This is a genomic window from Kosakonia sp. SOY2 (assembly GCF_027109175.1).
Classification (GTDB): Bacteria; Pseudomonadota; Gammaproteobacteria; order Enterobacterales; family Enterobacteriaceae; genus Kosakonia.
This window is the reverse complement of record NZ_JAPVXH010000003.1, coordinates 173,880-195,942: the sequence shown is the minus strand read 5'-3', so window position 1 is coordinate 195,942 and position 22,063 is coordinate 173,880. Positions and strand designations below refer to the sequence as shown.

Annotated in this window: 15 protein-coding genes; 6 read left to right on the top strand and 9 right to left on the bottom strand. The window is 56.4% G+C overall.

Features of this window, described 5'->3' with window-relative positions; genetic code table 11:
* The first annotated feature begins 61 nt into the window (after window positions 1-61).
* Complete coding sequence (locus tag O3S68_RS17770) at window positions 62-592, top strand: GNAT family N-acetyltransferase (protein WP_442913174.1); 531 nt, start codon at window positions 62-64, stop codon at window positions 590-592.
* 68 nt (window positions 593-660) lie between these two features.
* Window positions 661-1,059, top strand: a complete 399-nt coding sequence (locus tag O3S68_RS17765; RefSeq protein WP_020455655.1) for a YdeI family stress tolerance OB fold protein — start codon at window positions 661-663, stop codon at window positions 1,057-1,059.
* Window positions 1,060-1,100: 41 nt separating this feature from the next.
* Here O3S68_RS17765 and O3S68_RS17760 read toward each other — a convergent pair whose 3' ends face one another.
* Window positions 1,101-1,859 carry an SDR family NAD(P)-dependent oxidoreductase gene (locus tag O3S68_RS17760; protein ID WP_045507652.1) on the bottom strand — a complete coding sequence of 253 codons (759 nt, stop codon included), beginning with the start codon at window positions 1,857-1,859 and terminating at the stop codon, window positions 1,101-1,103.
* Between the two features lie 119 nt (window positions 1,860-1,978).
* Here O3S68_RS17760 and O3S68_RS17755 point away from each other — a divergent pair, with 119 nt between their 5' ends.
* The 3 genes from O3S68_RS17755 (at window position 1,979) to O3S68_RS17745 (ending at window position 5,551) form a co-directional block, all read left to right on the top strand.
* Window positions 1,979-2,881 (top strand): LysR family transcriptional regulator, encoded by a 903-nt coding sequence (locus O3S68_RS17755; protein WP_044489752.1) that lies wholly within the window; start codon window positions 1,979-1,981, stop codon window positions 2,879-2,881.
* Window positions 2,882-2,930: 49 nt separating this feature from the next.
* Window positions 2,931-3,962, top strand: a complete 1,032-nt coding sequence (yhjD, locus tag O3S68_RS17750) for an inner membrane protein YhjD (protein WP_020455658.1) — start codon at window positions 2,931-2,933, stop codon at window positions 3,960-3,962.
* Window positions 3,963-4,234: 272 nt separating this feature from the next.
* The gene (locus tag O3S68_RS17745; RefSeq protein WP_020455659.1) at window positions 4,235-5,551 is read left to right on the top strand and encodes an MFS transporter; all 1,317 of its coding nucleotides are present in this window, start codon (window positions 4,235-4,237) and stop codon (window positions 5,549-5,551) included.
* 50 nt (window positions 5,552-5,601) lie between these two features.
* On the opposite strand, the gene O3S68_RS17740 is transcribed toward O3S68_RS17745, so the two are convergent.
* Entirely contained in the window at window positions 5,602-7,656 is a 2,055-nt protein-coding gene (locus tag O3S68_RS17740; protein WP_269232105.1) for an AsmA family protein, read from the bottom strand.
* A gap of 67 nt (window positions 7,657-7,723) precedes the next feature.
* The gene (gene pdeH / locus O3S68_RS17735) at window positions 7,724-8,494 is read right to left on the bottom strand and encodes a cyclic-guanylate-specific phosphodiesterase (RefSeq protein ID WP_020455661.1); all 771 of its coding nucleotides are present in this window, start codon (window positions 8,492-8,494) and stop codon (window positions 7,724-7,726) included.
* 232 nt (window positions 8,495-8,726) lie between these two features.
* Here pdeH and O3S68_RS17730 point away from each other — a divergent pair, with 232 nt between their 5' ends.
* Window positions 8,727-9,656, top strand: a complete 930-nt coding sequence (locus tag O3S68_RS17730) for a sugar kinase (protein ID WP_269232104.1) — start codon at window positions 8,727-8,729, stop codon at window positions 9,654-9,656.
* 41 nt (window positions 9,657-9,697) lie between these two features.
* Here O3S68_RS17730 and O3S68_RS17725 read toward each other — a convergent pair whose 3' ends face one another.
* The 6 genes from O3S68_RS17725 to bcsB form a co-directional block, all read right to left on the bottom strand.
* A complete protein-coding gene (locus O3S68_RS17725) occupies window positions 9,698-11,197 on the bottom strand; it encodes a M16 family metallopeptidase (protein ID WP_160268412.1) in 1,500 nt (499 codons plus the stop codon).
* Between the two features lie 217 nt (window positions 11,198-11,414).
* Entirely contained in the window at window positions 11,415-12,701 is a 1,287-nt protein-coding gene (locus O3S68_RS17720) for a dicarboxylate/amino acid:cation symporter (protein ID WP_020455664.1), read from the bottom strand.
* Window positions 12,702-12,858: 157 nt separating this feature from the next.
* A complete protein-coding gene (gene hmsP / locus O3S68_RS17715; RefSeq protein WP_269232103.1) occupies window positions 12,859-14,865 on the bottom strand; it encodes a biofilm formation regulator HmsP in 2,007 nt (668 codons plus the stop codon).
* Between the two features lie 219 nt (window positions 14,866-15,084).
* Complete coding sequence (bcsC, locus tag O3S68_RS17710; RefSeq protein WP_269232102.1) at window positions 15,085-18,573, bottom strand: cellulose synthase complex outer membrane protein BcsC; 3,489 nt, start codon at window positions 18,571-18,573, stop codon at window positions 15,085-15,087.
* Window positions 18,555-19,661, bottom strand: coding sequence for a cellulose synthase complex periplasmic endoglucanase BcsZ (gene bcsZ, locus O3S68_RS17705; RefSeq protein WP_269232101.1), 1,107 nt, complete (start codon window positions 19,659-19,661; stop codon window positions 18,555-18,557). Before bcsZ ends, bcsC begins: the two co-directional genes overlap by 19 nt.
* Window positions 19,662-19,666: 5 nt before the next feature.
* Complete coding sequence (gene bcsB / locus O3S68_RS17700) at window positions 19,667-22,051, bottom strand: cellulose biosynthesis cyclic di-GMP-binding regulatory protein BcsB (RefSeq protein ID WP_269232100.1); 2,385 nt, start codon at window positions 22,049-22,051, stop codon at window positions 19,667-19,669.
* Between the last annotated feature and the right edge of the window lie 12 nt (window positions 22,052-22,063).

Genomic DNA, 22,063 nt, shown 5'->3' with positions numbered 1-22,063 from the left:
TATTATCAGTGATAGTGGTTTCAAGCCGAAAAAAAAACAGCAGGAGATATTCACTGTGTTAATGCTTTTTACCCCAAGACTGACCTGTTCGCCAATAACAGAAGCAGCATGGCCATTCTTTCTTTCACTGCAACAAGATCCGCAGGTAATGCGCTACGTTGCCGATGCCCGCAGTGAACATGAGATCCGTGAAGCATTCGACGCCCGGCTGGCCCCCTGGTCCCCCGGCAGCCGACACTGGCTCTGCCTGCTGGTACGCGACACGGCGACAAACGAACCGCTGGGCGTCACCGGTTATATTCACCGCGAGGATGACTGCGCCGAAGTCGGCTTTCTGTTCGCGTCTGCCGCACAGGGCAAAGGCTATGGCCAGGAGTCGCTAAAAGCGCTGTGTGATTACGCCTTCAGCGAAGGCGACATTCGTAAACTCACCGCTACCGTAACGGCGGGAAACCACGCGTCCCGACACTTGCTGGAAAAAACCGGCTTTATTCTCGAAGGCGAATTGCGCGAGTCCTACTGGCTGGCAGGACGCTGGCATAACGACTGGCTGTTTGGCTTACTGCGCCACGAATATGACGAAAAACGATAATTCGTCAGCATAGTTCGCTATGCTCTGCCAGGCTTAAGGACGTGTTCCGGCAATATTCAGGAGAGGTTATGAAGAAAATTGTGCTTGCCGCCAGTCTGGTGGCGCTGTTCTCCATGACGGCATTCGCAGAAGATGCACCCGGTCTGAAAGCGGACAAAGCGCCGCCACCGCCGCATAAAATGGATGACGGCTATCGCGGCATGGAAGATGCGCGCACCATGACCGTCAAACAGGCAAAAGCCCTGCATGATGGCGCGTCCGTCTCGCTGCGCGGTAACCTGGTTGAGAAGGAGAGCGGTGATCTTTACCTGTTCCGCGACAAAACCGATCAGGTTCAGGTCTATATTCCAGCGGCGATATTTGATGGTAAATCCGTGTCGCCGGATGAACTGGTCGGCATCAGCGGCTCGCTGGATAAAAAACAGCAACCGGTGCGTATCCGGGTAACGCATTTTCAGAAACAGTAAAGCTGCACGCCCGGCAGTGAACCCTGCCGGGCGTGACGGTCTTACAGGAACATCCCACCCGACACTTCCACGCGTTGCGCATTCATCCATGCCAGCTCGTCGCTCAGCAGTGCGGCAATCGCATCGCCAATATCATCCGGCAGGCCGACACGACCCAACGCGGTTTGCGCAGCAATGTGTTGATTAACCTGCTCATTATCACGCACTACCCCGCCGCCAAAATCGGTTTCAATCGCCCCCGGTGCAATGATATTCACCGAAATGCCCCGCGCGCCAAGCTCCTTCGCCTGGTAACGGGTCAGCACTTCCATTGCCCCTTTCATTGACGCATACGCCGCATAGCCCGGCTGGCAAAAACGCGCCAGGCCACTGGAAACATTAAGGATGCGCCCGCCATTCTTCAGCAGCGGCAGCAGGCTTTGCGTCAGGAAGAACGGGCCTTTGAAATGGATATTCACCAGCTGATCAAATTGCTCAACGCTGGTTTCGGCGAAAGTTGCGCTGATACCGATGCCAGCATTGTTCAATAAATAATCAAACGTTTCGCGCTGCCATACCGATTTCAATTGTTCCTGCACGTTGCGCGCAAAAGCATCAAATCCGGTGATATCACCGACGTTAAGCTGCAATGCCACCGCTTTCACGCCTTTTTGCTCAATTTCACGCACCACATTCTGCGCTTCTTCGGCGTTATTGTTGTAGGTCAGGATAATGCCCGTTCCTTTCGCTGCCAGCTTCAGCGCCGCGTTTTTACCCAAACCGCGGCTGCCACCTGTCACTAAAGCAATATGTTGTGTCATAAGAAACCTCGTTTTCGCTGATGTGAGACCGTGAAAAGAGCTTATTAGCTGACGAATAAACAATAAAGGTGCTAAATTACGCTTCACTGTTTCATTACAGGCAACAATCGAGCGTGATGATGGATAAAATTTACGCAATGCAACTGTTTATCCGCGTGGCGGAACTGGAGAGTTTTTCCCGCGCGGCGGACTCGATGGGGCTTCCTAAGGGTAGCGTATCGCGCCAGATCCAGGCGCTGGAGACGCACCTCGGCACCCAGTTGTTGCACCGCACCACACGCCGCGTCCAGCTCACGCAGGACGGCATGGTTTACTACGAGCGGGCGAAAGATCTGCTGGCGAATATGGATGAGCTCGACGGCATGTTCCTGCATGATCCATCAAGCATCAGCGGCCGTTTGCGCGTCGATATGCCCGTCGGGGTGGCGAAAAATCTGCTGATCCCGCGCCTGCCCGCTTTCCTGCAACAATACCCCGGCATTGAACTGGAGCTCAGCAGCAGCGACAGGCTGGTGGATATTATTCGCGAAGGGTTCGACTGCGTCGTGCGCGTTGGCACGCTCAAAGATTCCGGTCTGATCGCCCGTCAGCTCGGGCGGCTGTCGGTCATTAACTGCGCCAGCCCCGATTATCTGGCGCGTTTTGGCTACCCGGAAACGCTCGACGATTTATCCTCCCACGCGCTGGTGCATTACGCCGTTAACCTTGGTACGCGTCCGCCAGGCTTTGAGGTCTGGCAGGATAAACAGACACACTGGGTGAAAACCGGCGGCATACTGACGGTGAACAGCACCGAAACATACCAGGCTGCCTGTCTGGCCGGATTAGGGATTATTCAGGTGCCGCGCGTTGGCGTACGCGAAGCGCTGCGGGCGGGGAAACTGGTGGAGATCCTGCCGCAATATCGTGCGGAGCCGATGCCGGTTTCGCTGATTTACCCGCACCGCCGTAATTTATCGCGCCGCGTGCATCTGTTTATGGAGTGGCTGGCGACCGTACTGAAGGATTACGTCGACCACTAGCAGCTATAATTTCAGTTACCACACATTCAGGAGAAGGAAAACAGACCTGATGACGCCGGAAAATCATGAAAAACGCCCGACGCAAGACCTCGACTACGAACCCGTCAGGAAGATGGCTGAGCAGCCCACCGAAAAGAAACACTCTGCCCCTTCAGCCGCCAGTACCACGCTGGCATCCCTCACCGACATGGTGCAAAAGATCCAGCGCTGGCCTGTGGTGGCGCACCTGATCCGCGCGACGGAACGTTTTAACGACCGCATGGGCAACCAGTTTGGCGCGGCCATTACCTACTTCTCGTTTCTGTCGATGATCCCCATCATGATGGTGTCGTTTGCCGCCGCCGGTTTTGTGCTCGCCTCGCACCCAACGCTGTTGCAGGACATCTTCAATAAGATCCTGATGAGCGTGAGCGATCCGACGATGGCTTCGACACTGCAAAACACCCTCAATATTGCCGTGCAGCAGCGCACGACGGTAGGGATTGTCGGGCTGGCTATCGCCCTCTATTCCGGCGTCAACTGGACCGGCAACCTGCGCGAGGCAATCCGCGCTCAGTCGCGCGATGTCTGGGAGCGTAACGCGCAGGATGAAGAAAAAATCTGGGTAAAGTATTTCCGCGACTTCATTTCGCTGATTGGTCTGTTAGTCGCGCTGATCGTGACGCTTTCCATAACGTCGGTGGCGGGCTCCGCGCAGCAGTTGATCATCAACGCGCTGCACCTGGATTACATTGAATGGCTGAAACCGGCCTGGCGACTGATTGGCCTGGCTATTTCGATTTTCGCGAACTATTTGCTCTTCTTCTGGATCTTCTGGCGTTTGCCGCGTCACCGCCCGCGTAAAAAGGCGCTGATACGCGGCACATTTCTCGCCGCGATTGGGTTTGAAGTGATCAAAATTATCATGACCTGGACCCTGCCATCGCTGGTCAAATCGCCTTCCGGCGCGGCGTTTGGCTCGGTGCTCGGGCTGATGGCGTTCTTCTACTTCTTTGCTCGCCTGACGCTGTTTTGCGCCGCGTGGATCGCCACCGCGCAGTACAAAGGTGACCCGCGCATGCCGGATAAAACCCACCACTAACACTGCTATCGGGCTGAAGGAAATGGAATATTTCAGCCCGCCTGGCGATTTCAGCATGAAAATCCAGTCCGTAACTTTTATTTAACCAAAAACCAGTTTTATTCTCTGATTATTAAAATCTGTGAAGCATTTCATAGAAGGTAAATCGTGAGTCTGAAAATTATTCGCTTTTTGCCGGTTTTTTGCGCGAAAACCCGGTTTGTTACAGATTGAAATGTCGCTTTTGCTGTGGCTAATATGGTCGTTCGTTCGCGCAAAAATAAGAAAATTCTATGCAAGCTACAGCCACAACTTTCGACAACGAGCAGGAAAATCCCCCGGTAAATTCACGTAATAAAGTCGTCGTTGCGTCTCTGATTGGCACCGCCATCGAGTTCTTCGATTTCTATATTTACGCCACCGCTGCGGTGATTGTATTCCCGCATATCTTCTTCCCGCAGGGCGACCCGACGGCCGCCACGCTACAGTCGCTGGCGACCTTCGCCATTGCTTTTATTGCGCGCCCGATTGGTTCCGCCGTGTTTGGTCACTTCGGCGACCGCGTTGGCCGTAAAGTGACGCTGGTGGCCTCGCTGCTGACGATGGGGATCTCAACCGTGCTGATCGGTCTGCTGCCGGGGTACGAAACCATTGGCGTGATGGCACCGTTGCTGCTGGCACTGGCGCGTTTCGGCCAGGGTTTGGGGCTGGGCGGTGAATGGGGCGGCGCGGCGCTGCTGGCCACGGAAAACGCCCCGCCGCGCAAACGCGCGCTGTACGGCTCTTTCCCGCAACTGGGCGCGCCGATTGGCTTCTTCTTTGCGAACGGCACCTTCCTGCTGCTCTCCTGGTTACTGACCGATGAGCAGTTTATGGCGTGGGGCTGGCGCGTGCCGTTCATCTTCTCCGCCGTGCTGGTGCTGATTGGCCTGTACGTTCGCGTTTCGCTGCATGAAACACCGGTGTTTGCCAAAGTCGCTGCCGCGAAGAAGCAGGTGAAAGTGCCGCTGGGCACGCTGCTGACCAAACATGTGCGCGTTACCGTGCTGGGCACCTTTATCATGCTGGCGACCTATACGCTGTTCTACATCATGACGGTCTATTCCATGACCTTCAGCACCTCGCCGCAGGGCCTGGGCCTGCCGCGTAACGAAGTGCTGTGGATGCTGATGATGGCGGTGATTGGCTTCGGTGTGATGGTGCCGGTGGCGGGTCTGCTGGCGGACGCCTTTGGACGCCGCAAAAGCATGGTGATCATCACCACGCTTATCATCCTGTTCGCGCTGTTTGTCTTCCCGCCGCTGCTCGGTTCCGGTAGCCCGGTGCTGGTGATGGCCTACCTGCTGATCGGCCTGAGCCTGATGGGGCTGACCTTCGGTCCGATGGGCGCGCTGCTGCCGGAGTTGTTTCCGACGGAAGTGCGTTATACCGGCGCGTCGTTCTCTTACAACGTGTCGTCGATCCTCGGCGCATCGGTGGCACCTTATATCGCCACCTGGCTGCAGGCCAATTATGGTCTGATGTATGTCGGGTTCTACCTAGCCGCGATGGCCACGTTAACGCTTATCGCGCTGCTGCTGACCCACGAAACTAAACACCAGTCGCTGTAACCTTTTTGCCCTCTCTTCGCTGAAGAGAGGGCCACTTCCCGTTGTGCTTCCTAGTGTTTCATCTGTGACAAAATCGCCCGACACTGATTCTGCTCGCCTTCCGATGGCGAGATCAACGCCAGCAATGCCGCCGCTGGGGTGACCAGGGTTGCCAGCGCTGCCGCCACCGCACCGCGCGCAATCAACGGCCCGGGTTTCACCCCTGCCTGCGGGTTTTTAAAGCTGCCACGTACGTAGAGCGGTGAACGCAGCGTGACAATACGCACGCCTTTGCTTTCAGGATCAATGGTTAAGTCGAGTTGTTCCGACGCCATGCTGGCGGTGCCGGTAATGTTAATCAGCGCGTTTTCCGTATCAAAAGCGAAGATTTGCGGACGCGCGACGCCGTTGACTAAATCAAGATTCGCGGCGGCACAATTTACCCGCACTTCGTCATCGCCAAACAACTGACCGACAATATAGTTGCCGACGTTAAGACCAAGAATTTCCATCAGGTTACGGCTGACTACCCCGTCGTTCATCAACAATTTCAGGTTGCCGTTGCTGGTGCCCAGCAGCGCCGCAACGGAGTTGCCCACGCCGCGAAGCTCCGCGTCACCGTTCATCTCACCAAGGGTTTTCTGCATCAGCTCGACATCAGGCATCAACTCTTTGAGCTTCAGCCGCCGCGCCTGAATCTCCGCCCGACCTTGCATCGGTTTTTTATCCCCTTCGAGATGGATATTCGATGAGATGGTGCCGCCCGCAAGACCAAATTTCAGCGGTTGCAGGCGCAGGTCGGCATCTTTCAGCAGAATGTGGGTCGACAAGTCGCTGATGGGTAACGTTGCGCCATGCTCAATCCGCCGGCCTTTAAAGCGCACATCGGCATCCATTACGTCCCATTTGTCGGTTTCAAAGCGGTCATACGGCAGCACTTTGTCTGCCGGTTGCCCTGCTTTCTCGCCCTTTTGCTGCTCGGTGCGTTTCGACTGCTCAGCGCCTTTGCCGGAATCGACACCAATCAGCGGCCCTAAATCTGCCAGCCGTAACTGGCGCGATTCAACGTCGCCTTCCAGTTTTGGACGCGGTTTAGCGGTGGTGTAGCGCAGCGTGCCATGAATATCGCTTTCGCCGATATGACCATTAAAGTCGCGATAGTCATACACCGACCCTTTTTCGTTGTTGAGCTTCGCGATGAGATGGCCATCGGTTTCAAATGGCGGCGTGTCCGGCAGCAGCACGCCGGTTAAGTCATACAGTTCGCCAAGGGAGTTGCCGCCGAACTTGAGTTGCAAGTCGGCACCGCCCATGTTCATCGGGTCGTTGATGGTGCCGACAAACGCCACGCGCGTGTTACCGGAGCGGAAATCCGCCTGCACCGGGAAAGGTGTGCCTTCCCTGCGCAGCGCCAGCATGCCGCCAATTTTGCCGCTGCCGGACACCGGCTGGCCGTTGTAACGCCCTTTCGCCGTCAGACCAAAGATGTAATCCCCGGCGTTGACTTTGCTGTCGCTTTTGCCGGTCACTTCGCTAAACGGCAGCGGCTTGCCTAAGGGATTTACCAGAATCTCGATATCAGCGCGGTTGAGCGCATCATCAATGGCGATACGCCCGCGATCAAAAAGAATGTTATCCAGCCGGAATGACCAACTGGAAGGCTGCGCATTGGCATCTTTGTTGGCGTCACTGGCGAGCGTGAAGGTCCAGTTGTTGAGCTTTTCCGAGCGACGAATCAGCCTGGCATCGGGCTGTTGCAGTTTGATCCACGGCAGGTAAACGGTTTTGGTAAACAGCGCCAGCGGCGCGAGGGTGGCTTCAACGCGGGGTAAATGCACCATTGTCACTTCGTCGATACCCGGCGGGTTGCCCAGCATAATATCGTCGGCGTGAACATGCGGCCATGGAACCCAGCTGCGCCAGCCGGTTTCCTCTTTTTGTCGTTCCCACACCACGCCCAAATCGCCGCGAATAGCGAACGGACGGTTAAGCTCCGTGGAGACTTTTTCGTTAATGGTGGGTTTGAGGCGGTTCCAGTCGAATGTGGCGATGATGATAATGGCGACCACAATCAGCAACAGCAACGTCGCGAAGACGGCGATAATCGCTTTACTCGTTTTTGTCATCGTTCTGCCTTTCCTTTAAAGCCTTACCTGTCATAAAGATAGTAGAGGCTCGCAGAAAGGGCTGCGGTTACAGCTCGAGTATTACGTGTTCAAGTTTGGCTAAAGGAACCGGACGGGAGAGAAAATAGCCCTGCGCCGCATAAGCCGGTGAATCCTGCACATCGCGCCACTCCTCCAGCGTTTCCACACCTTCGACAATCACGCCCTGGCAATAGCGGTTCATCAACTGCAACAGCATGGTGAACAGGTTTTGCCCTTCCGGCGTTTTACGCAACATGATGAACAGATCGCGTGCCACTTTGATGTAGTCGTAACGCACTTCGCTTAACGCAGAGAAATTCGCCATGCCGGTGCCGAAGTCGTCCAGCCACAGCGGGCCAATTTCGCTGATCGAGGCGAACGTCGAATCCTGCGGTAGCCGGATATGTTCGACCAGTTCAAAGCGGATCCACGGCAGTGAATTAATCAACGCCATCAGATCGGTATCCTGGCGCATCGCCAGCAGGGTTGGGCCGTCAACATTCACCGAGGCCAGCACATCATTGCTGAGGAAGAAGGCTTTTTGTTCCGCCAGCAGCGCCACTTGCTCATGCACCACATCAACGCGCTGGCGCACCGCCACTTCGGAAAAGTAGCGATCCGGCGCAATGCGCGTTTCCGGCTGCGACGGATGGGTGACAATGGTTAATACTTCAACCGCCATCAGACGACCATCGGTTTTATAGATGGGCTGATAAGTATAAGCACGTTCACATTGCAGCCAATAACGACGCTCCTGCAAGCTTTCAATGCTTGCTTCCGGAATGTTTAGCTGCTGGATGACCTGCTTTAACTTCATTTCTGCTGTCCTGTCGAAGGCGATGACCGGGAGGAATTCGTCAATGAGTTATCGGCGGGCGTGTCGATAACTTTACGCTCCGTCTGCGGGCAAATTTAAAAACCGCCGACGGGAAATCTGCCAGGAACAGGCTTTAGCTCAAAAAAATACTGGAACGTTGTTTTAATATAGTTGACCACGAATCACCCACAACGCACACTACCGTTAATTTATCTGATCCAGGTTGATGACTATGTCCAGGAAAATTGCCGTCATTGGCGAATGCATGATTGAACTGTCACAAAAAGGCACGGAAGTGAACCGTGGCTTTGGTGGCGATACGCTTAACACGTCCGTTTATATCGCCCGCCAGGTCAATCCTGCGGCGCTTTCCGTGCACTATGTTACCGCGCTTGGCACCGACAATTTCAGCCAGCAGATGCTGGATGCCTGGCAAAGCGAGGACGTCGATACCAGCCTGACGCAACGTATGGAAAACCGCCTGCCTGGCCTCTATTACATCGAAACCGACAGCACCGGCGAGCGTACTTTCTACTACTGGCGTAACGAAGCAGCCGCCAAATTCTGGCTGGAGAGCGAGCAGTCTGCGGCTATCTGCGAACAACTTGCGACCTTCGATTACCTCTACCTGAGCGGCATCAGCCTTGCCATTCTTAGCCCGGCAAGCCGCAACAAACTGTTGTCGTTATTGCAGGCATGCCGTGCAAATGGCGGCAAAGTGATTTTTGATAACAACTACCGTCCGCGCCTGTGGGCCAGCAAAGAAGAGACGCGTCAGGTTTATCAGCAAATGCTGGCTTGCACGGATATCGCGTTCCTGACGCTGGATGACGAAGATCTGCTGTGGGGCGAGAAACCGGTAGAAGAAGTTATCGAACGCACGCAGCTCGCGGGCGTAAAAGAAGTGGTTATCAAGCGCGGCGCAGAGTCCTGCCTGGTAGCGATTGCGGGTGAAGCGTTGGTGGAAGTTCCGGCGGTGAAACTGCCAAAAGAGAAAGTGATTGATACCACAGCGGCCGGGGATTCCTTCAGCGCGGGTTACCTGTCGGTACGTCTGACCGGTGGCGATGCGACAGAAGCGGCCAAACGCGGGCATTTAACCGCCAGCACGGTCATTCAGTATCGCGGCGCGATTATTCCGCGCGATGCCATGCCGCAATAACGGTGTGCACCCCTCTCCTTTACCGGAGAGGGGTGGCTAAACTACTGCTGCGGGGGAATGTCCGAGACGTCAGAATGGCTTTCGTCACTACTGGCAGCAGGCGCTGCGGCGTTATCCGCTGGCGGTGCCATCACTTCATCCCACGTTGCCTGCAAATCCTTCATGTTGAACTCCGGCTCGCCTTTCGGCTGCAGCAACACCAGCGCCATATCCTGTGAAAGCTGCTGATGCAGATCCTGGTTCAGCATCTGCGGCGTCAGGTTGTTCAGGAAGTTCTGGCGCAGCTTTTGATACTGCTCCGGCGCAATATCCACCACCTGGTTTTGCAAAGAACGCATCCGCTGGCTGATCAGAATATCGGTACTGGCGCGCGCATAGGTGGCGAACAGTTTTTGCAGCTCAAGGTTTTTCTGCGCGATAAGCGCTTTAAATTCCTCTTCCGGCAGCCCTTTCTCGCGCACTTTCGCCAGCTCACGCGCAATCACGCCGACATTGGTATTGAGCTTGTCATTGGGTGAATCAACGTTAATGGCGCATTGCGCCCGCTGGAACAGCACCCGGCAGTCAAAACCGAGACCAATCTCTTTGGCGTTGTTTTTGCTCAGGTTCTGCTGGATATGCCAGAACAGGGCTTCACGCGCCAAATCCGCACGCCAGTAACGCTCAAGCGCGGCGGACTCGCGAATCGGTTGCCAGGCGGAGTCCCACATGATCGACAAACGATCCTGGGTGACACCCTCGCTCATCAGGCTAACCGACTGGCGCGGCAGCGGCGACAGCGTCGCAACCGGCGCAGGCGTCTGGCGTTTCCCTTTCAGCTCGCCGAAGGTTTTACCAATCTGCTCGGCGATAGCGCGGCTATCCACATTCCCGACCACAATCAACGTCATCGCGTCCGGCGTGTACCATTTTTCGTAGAAACCTTTCAGTTGCGCCGCATCGACCGGTTCTTTCAGTGTTCCGGCGGGATCGTGCCCCAGCAGCGGCGAACCTTTCAGGCGGTAGCGCCACCAGCTGTCTTTGGTGTCGGGCGGCCAGGTAGCAACCATATCGTTGCTGGCAAGAGCGTGATTCACCGTTTCCGGCGTGATGGTGAGATTGCCGGCGGCATCCGCCAGGTAAACCATCGCCTCTTTCAGCAGGTCGCTGCGGTTGTTCGGTATGCTGAGGTTATATTGCGTGTATTCGTAGGAGACCAGCGCCGGCGGCAGCGGGCGCTTCGGGTCAATACCTTGTTGCCACAGCGAGCGTACCTGGGAAGGTTCGAGCCGACCACTGTGGGTCAACGCAACGCGGGGAATAAAGTGGCTGAAACCGCTCTGTTGGCTGCCTTCGGTGAGCGAACCGGTATCAATAGACAGGCGAATCTCAATGCGATCGCTGGGGCGCTGGGGTGTGGCCAGAACCTGCCACTGAAAACCATTTGCCAGCGTCCCTTGTTGCCAGGCCGGGTCAGGCTGGAGCGCATCTGCCTGCACATAACCGACAGCTGCCAGCATCAGCAAACCGCCCGTTAACAGTCGAATTTTTGTGCCCTGCATGTGAACCCCTAATCAACATTCCTGGTTAAAAAGTATGCCCGCGCAAAGGGGCTAAAAGCGTGTTAAAACACTTCGCTTTTAGACCGCGGGAAATGCAAAACGTCACATCGCGATGTGAATTATCACGAAATTTCATCGTAAATTGTGACGGATCCAGGAGGTAATTATGCGCAGGTACCCGCAGCCCGACAAGGGACTGCGGTCATAAGTCACGAAATTATGAAGAAATTCCGGGGGTTTTCGCCGCGCTGGAACGGTTATCCAGCGTGTCGACCAGCTGTTTTTGATCCAGCTCTTTTACCCACTTCGCCACCACGATAGTCGCGACGCCGTTGCCCACCAGGTTGGTCAGCGCGCGCGCTTCGGACATAAAGCGGTCAATGCCCAGAATCAGCGCCAGCCCTGCCACCGGCAAATGCCCGACGGCGGAAAGCGTGGCGGCCAGCACAATAAACCCGCTGCCCGTCACCCCGGCGGCACCTTTTGAGGACAGTAGCAGCACGACCAGTAGCGTGATCTGATGGAAAATATCCATATGGCTGTTGGTTGCCTGGGCGATAAACACCGCCGCCATCGTCAGGTAAATGGAGGTGCCATCCAGGTTGAAGGAGTAGCCGGTTGGGATAACCAGCCCGACCACCGATTTACGGCAGCCCAGGCGCTCCATCTTCTCCAGCATGCGCGGCAGCGCGGATTCAGATGAAGAGGTGCCCAGAACGATCAGCAGCTCTTCGCGGATATAGCGGATAAATTTGAAGATGCTGAAGCCTGTTGCACGGGCAATCGTACCCAGCACCACCACCACAAACAGAATACAGGTGACATAGAAGCAGATAATCAACTGACCGAGTTGCACCAGCGTACCGACACCATATTTGCCGATGGTAAACGCCATTGCCCCGAATGCGCCAATCGGCGCAAGGCGCATGATCATATTGATGATGCCGAAGATCACCTGCGAGAAACTTTCGATAACGTTAAAAATCAGCTGGCCTTTATGGCCTAAGCGATGCAGCGCGAAGCCAAACAGTACCGCGAACAGCAGCACTTGCAGAATATTGCCGCTGGCGAAAGCGCCAATCACGCTCGCCGGTATGACATCAAGCAGGAAGGCGACAATCCCCTGCTGTTGCGCCTGCTCGGCATACACCTCCACGGCTTTGGCATCGAGTGTTGCAGGGTCGACGTTCATTCCGGCGCCCGGTTGCACCACGTTAACGATCACCAGCCCGATAATAAGCGCCAGCGTACTGACAATTTCGAAGTAAAGCAGTGCAACCGCACCGGTACGACCTACCGCCTTCATGCTTTCCATGCCGGCGATACCGGTGACAACAGTACAGAAAATCACCGGGGCGATGATCATCTTGATGAGCTTCACGAAGCCATCACCAAGCGGTTTCATCTGTGCCCCGAGTTCAGGGTAGTAATGACCAAGCAGAATACCGATGGCAATCGCGGTCAGAACCTGAAAGTAGAGACTTTTAAACAGGGAGGTTTTCATAAGGTGTCCTTGAGATTAAACCTCAGGCTTTGTAGGGTTTTCAGTTAGCCTGCGGTTTAAAAATAACACCCGTCAAACATGACAGAAATAAACTTACATCAAATCTGAAACAACAATGTTAAAAACTTTGAACTGACTCGCACAAGCCCGTAACAAATTACGTGTTTTCAGGCTTATCCGATCCGGCAAAGAACTGCTGTTCAAACGCCTCGGCAGACGCCGCGCGGCCAAATAAAAAGCCCTGCGCCACATCCACACCCGCGTCAGCCAGCCATGCCCGTTGCGCTTCATTCTCCACGCCCTCAGCGACGATGCGCAGATCCAGACTACGCGCCAGATGGATAATGGCGGCCACCATGCTGTTTTCATCCGGCAAACCTTCAACAAACATTTTGTCGATTTTCAGCACATCCACCGGCAGCGACTTCATATGATGCAGCTGGCGCAGCCCGGCATAACCCATGCCGAAATCATCCAGCGCAATGCGTACCCCGGCATCACGCAGCGGGCGCAAAATCGCCACTGCGGCCTGGGGATCATCAATGTGGCGGCTTTCGGTCACTTCGAGGATCACCGTCTGCGGCGCAATACGGTAACGCTGCAACAAATCCAGCATATCGGCCAGCATGGTGGGATGCGTCAGCTGGCAGGCCGAGAGATTCACCGAGAGCGGCAGCATAATGCCGCGCGCTTGCCAGCCCGCCAGCAGGCGGCAGGACTCTTCCAGTACCCAATAGCCGACGTTGACCATCAATCCGCAGGACTCAATACGTTCGATAAGCCCTTCCGGTAATGCCCAGCTGCCATCTGGTTGGCGCAAACGGAGCAACGCTTCCGCGCTCACCAGTTCGCCGCTCGCCGCATCCACCTGCGGCTGCAACCAGATCGCGAAACGACCCTCATCGAGCGCGGTAAGAATGTCGCTCTCCTGCGCCAGCCATTGCTGTGCCCGCTCCATCTGCTCTGGATCGAAGAACTGGATCTGGTTTTTCCCTTTGCGCTGCGCGCTGACGACAGCGGAAGCGGCCCGGTGGTAAAGCTGCCCGGCAGAAAGGTTGCTGTAAAACATCGCCACACCAATACTGGCATTGGGACGCAGTTGGATGCCGTGCAGCGGCACACGCTCGTTAATTACAGTGAGCACTTGCTTACCGAGCGTCATGGCGTGCCACGGCTCACTCACACCGTGGGCGATAATCGCAAAGTCATAAGCGCTCACCTGCGCCAGCACCCTGTTCGGCGTCAGTATTGATTTCAGTTTCTCCACCAGCGTCAGCAGCAACATCTCGCGCTGAGACTCCTGCAGCACACCGGCGGTATCACGCAGTGTTTCGCAGGCGATTACCAGTAGCGCGGTGGGATTTTGCCGGGTCACCGTTTGCTCCAGCAGCGCCATCAGGAAGGCTTTATTCGGCAATTCAGAAACCGGGAAATGCGTCGCCTGGGTGTTCAGCTCTTCTTGCTGACGCAGCAACAACTGCTGGTTGCGGTTGTAACTGCGCACCATGATGCCGATTTCATCATCATGATGAAGACGAGGCACAGGCAATTGATGCCCGGCCAGTTCCGACGCCGGAAGATCGTTAAGCTCCCGGGAAATTTTTCGCAGCGGGTGAACCACCAGCCGGTTGATACACCAGGTGAGCGCCACCGTGAGCATTAACGTCAACAGTAAGTAAGCCGTCACTAACGTTGATAAGGTGCTGATGACGAACTTGTAAACCCGATATGAATCCGCCTGCAGCACCAGGTAGGCCAGCGGTTGCGGGTTTGCCGGGCGCTCCAGCGAATAGATGGGTAAGGAGATCTGCACAGGCAGTTCAAACATCCGTGTGATCATCACCGGAACCGGACGTTCCGGGATAAAACTCATGCGCAAGGCCTGAAATTGATTCGGCAGCACCACATCCGCGCGGCTGACAACGCCCGCCGGTTTAATCTGTTTGATAATCGCTTCTGCTTCGGGGATGTCGGCTTTTAAAATCGCCGCTGAAAGCGGTTCGCGTACGGAGCGGGCAATGCTTTCCAGTTGTGTGGCCGTGTTATAGCGATTCTGCTGTAAGAAATGGAACAGCAAAATGACGCAGAAAACAAAAACAAACACCATAGAGACAACAGCAACCATGGCCATTTGTTTAATGGTTAAAGAACGGCTGACACGCAAAATCACTCTCCAGAGACACAATGAGCGCAGAACAGAAAAAAAGGGCACTTAGCCGCCAGAGTATACTCTATCGCGCGTCGCTTGAGATAAACCGCTAAGCAGAATCTCACTTAGCGGAAAACTGCAGGAAAGCAGGTGATAACTTATTGAATCGCTGGCGGTTAACAACGATAGACTTGTCGCTTTATACCGTTATTTCCCGCCAGGAATACTCCTTTTTTACCAGTCGGCGTGCGGCACCAGAGGCTGGAGCGGCATATCCATATCGCCCTGCCAGCCCGCACCGGAATAACGCACATAAATCAGCGCGTGGCTTGGGGTGTAGTCTTTGGCCTGCTGAATATCGACACCCGCACCGACAAACCAGTGGGAAGTCACCCGGCGCTCAATCAGCGCACGCGCGGTATAACCATAGCCATTACTGCTGCCGCCGGATTCGGTCTGCTCGCTTGCCAGGGTGCGGAAATTCGCAGGAATCAAGCTAAGCAGGGGGTAACGCGGCATCGTTTTAGTGCGGGAGTGCGACCACGATACCGTACCGCCAAGTTCCCAGGACCAGTTCTCGGTACGCTCACGCCACAACACCGGAACCGAAAAAGAGAGATATTCCTGCGGGCTGTAGTAACCACCATGGCCCAGGGTGTAATAACTCAAATCTTTGTCGTAGTGCCAGATCATATTGTTCAGGCCCACGGTAACGCGCCGGTTATTTTCGTTGATAAGTTTGTAGTAGTAGCCGGTCATCCAACGCACGCGCCAGTTGTCGTCAACGTTTTTGCCTTCCAGCGTATCCGCCCCGAGGCTCGCCCACACGCCGTTCGCTTCGCCCTTGTCATAACTGAGACTCAACGTGCCGCCGTTCGCCCGCACGCCACCCCAGGTTTTACCGGTGTTGCTGCTCGGATCTTGTTGCCCGCCAAAGGCCAGCAAGGAACTCGAAATGGGGCGGCGATGTAAATCCACGGTATAGCCAAACGGCCCGAGATCGCTGCTGTAACTGACTCCGCCCACCATATCCACAACGTTAAAGCCCATCGGCGTGGTGCCAATATCCATCGACCAGGTATTGTTTCGCCACCCCACCGCAACGCTGGCACCGCTATCAGACTGGTGGCGATTCCCGCCAACGCAAGGCACATCGACACAGGTACCAAAGCGGGGGTTATAAGTACCGTCATCGCGTTTACTGAAAGTTCCGACATCCATATTTATCACGTCAGTCCGGAAGAACATCCGCCCGTCAGACAGCGGCGCATCCACCTGCAACATGGTGTTATGCGCTTTCAAATCCGAATACCCGCCCGTGCCGCTGGAATCCGAAAACTCATGCTGCAATGTGACATTCAGATCCTGCTGACGGTAGAGATCGGCGGCATCGCTGCGCACGCCGCGTTTCAGCCAGTCATCTTTTTCATCATTGCGTGTCAGGCGGGTAAAGGTGTCGTTATCCACCGGGCGCGTCGTCGTGACGCCAGACGCCACCATCGCATCTTTATAACTGTCCAGTGCCTGCTGTGGCTCGCCGTTTTGTACCTCAAAACGTGCCGCATCGCGCAAGACCAGCGCGCTCTCCATTGACGGCGGCTGAGATTTTGCCTGCGAGAGGATGGTTGCGAAGATCCGTTTTGCGCTGGCGGTATCGCCCAACTGGGTTTGCACCAGCGCCAGCCGACGCTGGGTGTTGATTGACGGCGGCTGGGCGGGCGTCGCTGCCGGCAGTTTCGCCAGCGCCGCACGCGCGGCCATGCGATTGCCGTCTGCGGCATACAGCTCCGCAAGGCCAAGCAACGCCTCTTCATTGGCGGGTTCTCTTTGCAGAACACGCTGGTAATAACGTTGTGCTTCGCCGTTATCGCCGCGCTGCTGCGCCCAGTCGGCGAGGGTTAAATCAATGCGTGAAGACGCCGGTTGCTGCGCCAGCAGCGCTACCGCCTGATCTTCATGACCGCCATCGCGCAGACGGTTGGCATTGTCCAGCAACTGGTTGGCCTGCAGCCGGTCGGCCAGCTCCTGAATATTGCTGTTCCACTGGCTTTTCGGCAGCGCATTTAGGTGATTCAGCGCCGCCAGTGGCTGGTTATTGCCGGAAAGGTAGAGGCCATACGCGTAGACCTGTTCCGGGTCGTGCGGTTTGAGCGTGACCAGACGGTTCATCTGCGAATCGGCTTCGCCCCGCTGCCCCGCCTGGCGCAGATCGCTGGCCAGCCGGTAGGTTATCCAAACGCTACCAGGATCGAGCGCCAGCCGCTTACGTTGCAACTCTGCCGCTTGCGCCCATTCACCTCTGTTTTCCAGCACTTCTGCCTGTTGCGCGAGCCGGTCGTTAGTCAACCCGCGTTCAATATCATCAATGCTGCGCCGCTGGCTGGCAGAGAGCGACTGAATAAACTGTTCCGCTTTTTCCGGCGACTGCGCGCGGTAAATATTCGCCAGACCGCGCACCGCGTTGCTGTTGCCGCTATCCATGCGCAGCGCCTGGCGATAGAACCCTTCAGCCGCTGCATTATCTTTGCGCGCCGCGGCAGCATCACCAAGCCCGAGCACCGCATAGCTGTCAGTGTTATCCGTGTTGCGCGCCTGCTGGTAATAACGCTCTGCCTGCTGCACGTTGTTGGCTTTCAGCGCCGCATCACCCTGCTGAATCAATAGCCAGTAGCGGTTAGTTTTCAACAAGCTGTCCCACTTACTGCGATTGCCGCTGGTCGGATCCATGGCGATGGCTTTTTCCAGTTGCGCCACCGCGCGGGCGCGATCGCCGCTTTGTGAATAGGCTTGCCCCAGTGCCCCGACCGCTTCGCTGTCCGCGCGGTTAGCATTAACCGCTTGCTGCAACTCGCTCACCGCTTTCGCGCCCTGCCCGGCATCCACCGCTGCAAGCCCTGTCGCTTTCGCGCGAAACGCCGGGTCGGCCAGCTGTTTTTGCTGCGCGGCAAGCAGCGTACGGGCGCTGTCTACCGTGTCGCCTGAACTAAACAGCGTCAGAAAACGCTGAAGGGCTTTTACGCTGGCGTCGCTGGTCGGCATCGCCTGAATTTGTTGATACCAGATGCTCGCTGCTGCTGCGCGGCCGTTGCTGGTTTTCGCCATCTGTTCCAGCACCGCATACCCTTCCGCGCTGCGCCCGTCGGCAAATAACATTTGCGCCAGCCCGCCCTGCAGCTGATCGTTGCCAGGGTTAGCGGCATTTAACGCCTGCAAACGTTTAACCGCTTCCGCATGACGCGCGGGCACTTTTGCCACCAGCATCCAGTACTCCACCGCCAGATCGCCCTGCGGCGGGTTACCTTTGAATAAGGCGTCGTAGGCCGCAAGCGCTTCCTGCGTATGGCCGGTGGTGGCCTGCAAACGCGCTTGTTGCAGCGCCTGGCGACCTTCCGGCGTGGAGAGCGCCATGGTGGTCACCGCCGATTTATAAGTGCTGGAGTCGGGTGCCAGTTGTTTCATGCGATCAAGCTGCTTTTGCGCACCCGCGTTATCGCCCTGGCGCAGCAAATAGCGTAAGCGCGCGGCGATGACTTCCGGGTCATCCGGCGCGATAAGCTCAAGGCGGTAGAGCGACTGGCGCACCAGATCCTCGCGTTTGGTGCTTTCACCAAGTCGCACCTGCGCCAGCAGTTGTTGCTGCGCGCCAGTATCGGCCGCAAGCGCGGCGGGAGCCAGCGCAAGCGCGAGTGAGAAACAGAGTAAACTTACTGTGAAGTTGCGCATTCCTGGCCCCAGTCAGGTTGTAACTCACCGCGAGGGGTGAAGCGAAAACGGTGCTGGTCCCACCCCTGGCCAAACAGGGTCAGAACATAGCTATAGTAGGCATCGTCGCCGGGGAAATGATCGGCGACCCGTTGCCGTTGTACGGCTTGCGCATCACGATCCTGTAAAAAGGGCAACAGCGCGGCGGCAAACCCCACCGGGCCATCCCCAAGAATTTTTCCGCTCGCCACATCCACTTTTTCCGGCACGCGGCCGTTTTTCGTAGTCACGCTGGCCATCGGTTTGAATTTTTCCACCAGGCGCGCTTTCTGCGTGTCCCGGTCATGCATCATGCCGACCCACAAATAAACGCGGATGGCATCGTAACCACTCACCAGCGTCTTTTCGGGTTTAAGCTGCCAGCCGCCCTCTTTCTGAAAACGTACCCAATCGGGCGCAAAGCCTTTCGGCGCGGTTTCCAGCAACAGGCGAAGATTGGTTTCGTGCAGCGTCGACCACGGTGCGCCAAAGCGGCTGAAATAACTCGCCAGTTGCGGCGGCAAATAGCTTGGGTTAAAACGCCAGGTGGTCGGTTCGGCAAAGCCGATTTTACCGGGCAGCAGCATCGATCCCAGCCCTGGGACCGTCACCACTTCTTCTTTGGCGATGAGGGCTAACAACGCCTTACCCGTCTGGCTATACTCGTCGTTTTTCCATAAACGCCCCGCTTCCAGTAGCGACCAGGCAATCCACAGATCGGAGTCGGACGCCGAATTGGTGTCGAGCACCGTCCAGCTATTGTCCTCTTTTTTGCCCCACAGCCAGGCGGGAAGATGGGTACTGAGCGAGCCCTGCGCCAGGTTGTTTTGCGTCCATTGCAGTACCCTGGCGAAGGTGTCACGATCGTTAGCCGCCAGCGCGAAGAACAGCGCGTAACTCTGCCCTTCCGAGGTGGTTATCTTGCGTTGTTCGCTGGGATCAACCACCCGGCCGCCATCGCTGATATAGGCTTGTTTGAAGTGTTCCCAGGCAGGCCAGGTGCAGGCGGCGCGCACATTTACCGCCGCCAGCATCAACGCCACTATTACCCACCAACGTAGCGTTCTCATTTTCGTTACTCGTGATCCGGGTCGAGACGGCGACGGCTAATGATCCGCAGCAGACGCCACAGCACCCACGCCAGCAACACCACGCTGATTGCCGCCAGCACCGCCAGCAGCACCGGATGGTTAGCCAGCGCGTACCAGATGCGCTCAAACCACGGCAAGTGGCCGACATAGTAAATATCGCCGACGCGCAGGCCACTTACGCCAGATTCACGAATCACGGTCACCGAGCCATAAATCGCCGCGCGCTTGCCGCTGTCATTCATCGCGCCGTTAAGCAATTCATACCCGCGCGGGCTGTCTGCCAGCAGCGCGACCACACTGCGCTGATCGTGATACGGCGACTGGAAGCCGACAATCGCCGCCATCGGGCCATCGGACGTGATCCCGGTTTGCGCATCGGCCTGACGGTCGGCGGCATCCGGCACAATCGACGGGAATGGCGTCTGGCGCAGCGGCGTTTTCACCCAGCTTTGCGCCGCATTCACCAGCAGATCGATTTTCTTATCGTCTTTTAACGCCGGAGGAATGGTGCCGATGATCATGATGTCGGCATCTTTATCCTTGATTTGGTTACCATCGTTAGTGAGTTGCACATTGATTGCCGGGAAACCAGTTTGTGCGCCCACCGCACCCAGCGAATCCAGCAGCGTACCCATCTGCGCAGGTGTCGGCTGCGGCGGCGTGACGACAATGGTTTGCGATAAATCGGCCATGCGGCTAAACGGGAAGCCCGCATTGGCGAAAGCGCGCAAGTCCGGCATCGCAATAAAGTGGTAATACTTCGAGAAATCGATGGTGGAGTCGTCGCCAATCACCACGCGGTTTGGCACCTGCTGGAAGGTCACGCAGTTCTCAATAGTGCCGCCCGGCATCGGATTCATATACTGGAAATCAAAGCGCAACTGATTCACCGCGCCCAGTTTCAGCGCTGGAATAGAAACATCCGTTTTGCTGTCCAGCAGCCCTTGCAACACCGGGAGATGCAGCAGCAGACGGTTCGTGTCCTGGTTGCTGGTCAGGTTGAAATATTGCAGGAACTGGTTGTTGAGGCTGATATCCATGCGCGAGCTGTCTTTGGTCGGCGGCGCGGTATAGCGATAATTCAGGTTCATATCGATACCGGTACTGCGCAGCAGATAGAGATCCGGCGGCAGGTTCAGCGACACGTTAATCGCCGAGGGTTCCAGCCCGGTCGACTGTAACTGCTCCTCATAGGTTTTCAGTTCGCCAAAGGTAACCGGGCGGTCGGTACGTATCCAGTTCGGCGCATCGTAAGGCTGGCGCGCCAGCAGCGGTTTCACCTCATCCACCGTGACACTATCGCCACGGAACAGCACGTTACCCTGAGCGATACCTTTCGCCGCCTGCATCAGATCTTTGTCATCCCGACCAGACACTACCAGCAGCTTCACGTACGGGTTATTCGGGTGGTTGATCATGCTGATGGTCGGCCCTTTCACCGCCGGCGCATCACGCAGGAAATCAGGACGTTTGTCGTTGGTGGCGAAGACGATCGCGTTGCGGTCCGGCAACGCGTTGTAAGTGACCGGGAAACTCTGCCCGCGCCAGCCGGTGCGGGAGCCAAACCAGGAGGCGATAACCGCAGCGGCTTGCTGCTGTTCAATATCCGGTGCGCCAGCGAAAACCATCGGCAGCGTCAGCGCCCTGTTGTCACGCGGGTCGAAGAAGGGGATAGGGAAATGGGAAAGATCGTTTTGCACCGCCAGCTTCTGGTAAGTCAAATCCAGCGAACTGCTGCGGCCAATATCCAGCCATAACGTGCTGCTGGCCGGGTTTTCGCACACATCACGATAATGGCCGACAAATTCCAGCCGCACGCGGTTGAAGTCGGTGATAAACAGCGGGTTGATCGGCACCTGCGCCAGCGTTTTCTTGCCGAGTTGCTCTTTGGTGACCGGCAAGACGCCCATCAGTTCATCATTCAGATAAACCTTCAACTGCGATTGCACCGGCAGCAGAGAGGGCGATGGCGTGTACTCAAGATTGAGCACCGCTTTCGAAACCAGCTCATCGCTGCGCATACCAAACTCAACGCCACCGTCCGGGTTGATACCGCGCAGCACCATACTGCCAGGCGGCGGTGCAATTTGGGCGAACGTCAGTTTCACATCGCGCGACGGCGCGTTGGCGGCGACCACCGGCGCATTCGCCCCCGGTACGCCCGGCATTACCTGTCCGACAACATTCTGACCATCGGTTGGCGTGGTTGGCGTCAATGATTCCGTTTGTCCCGGCGCAGGCGTTGCCACCGGCTCAGTGGCGGGCGCAACAGCCGGAACCGTCGGGGCTGGCGCTGCATACGTCATCACCGGAGATAAAACACTCGTCCCCATAGCCACTGCACAAATCCAGGAAAGTTTTCTTTTCATCGCGTTTTCATC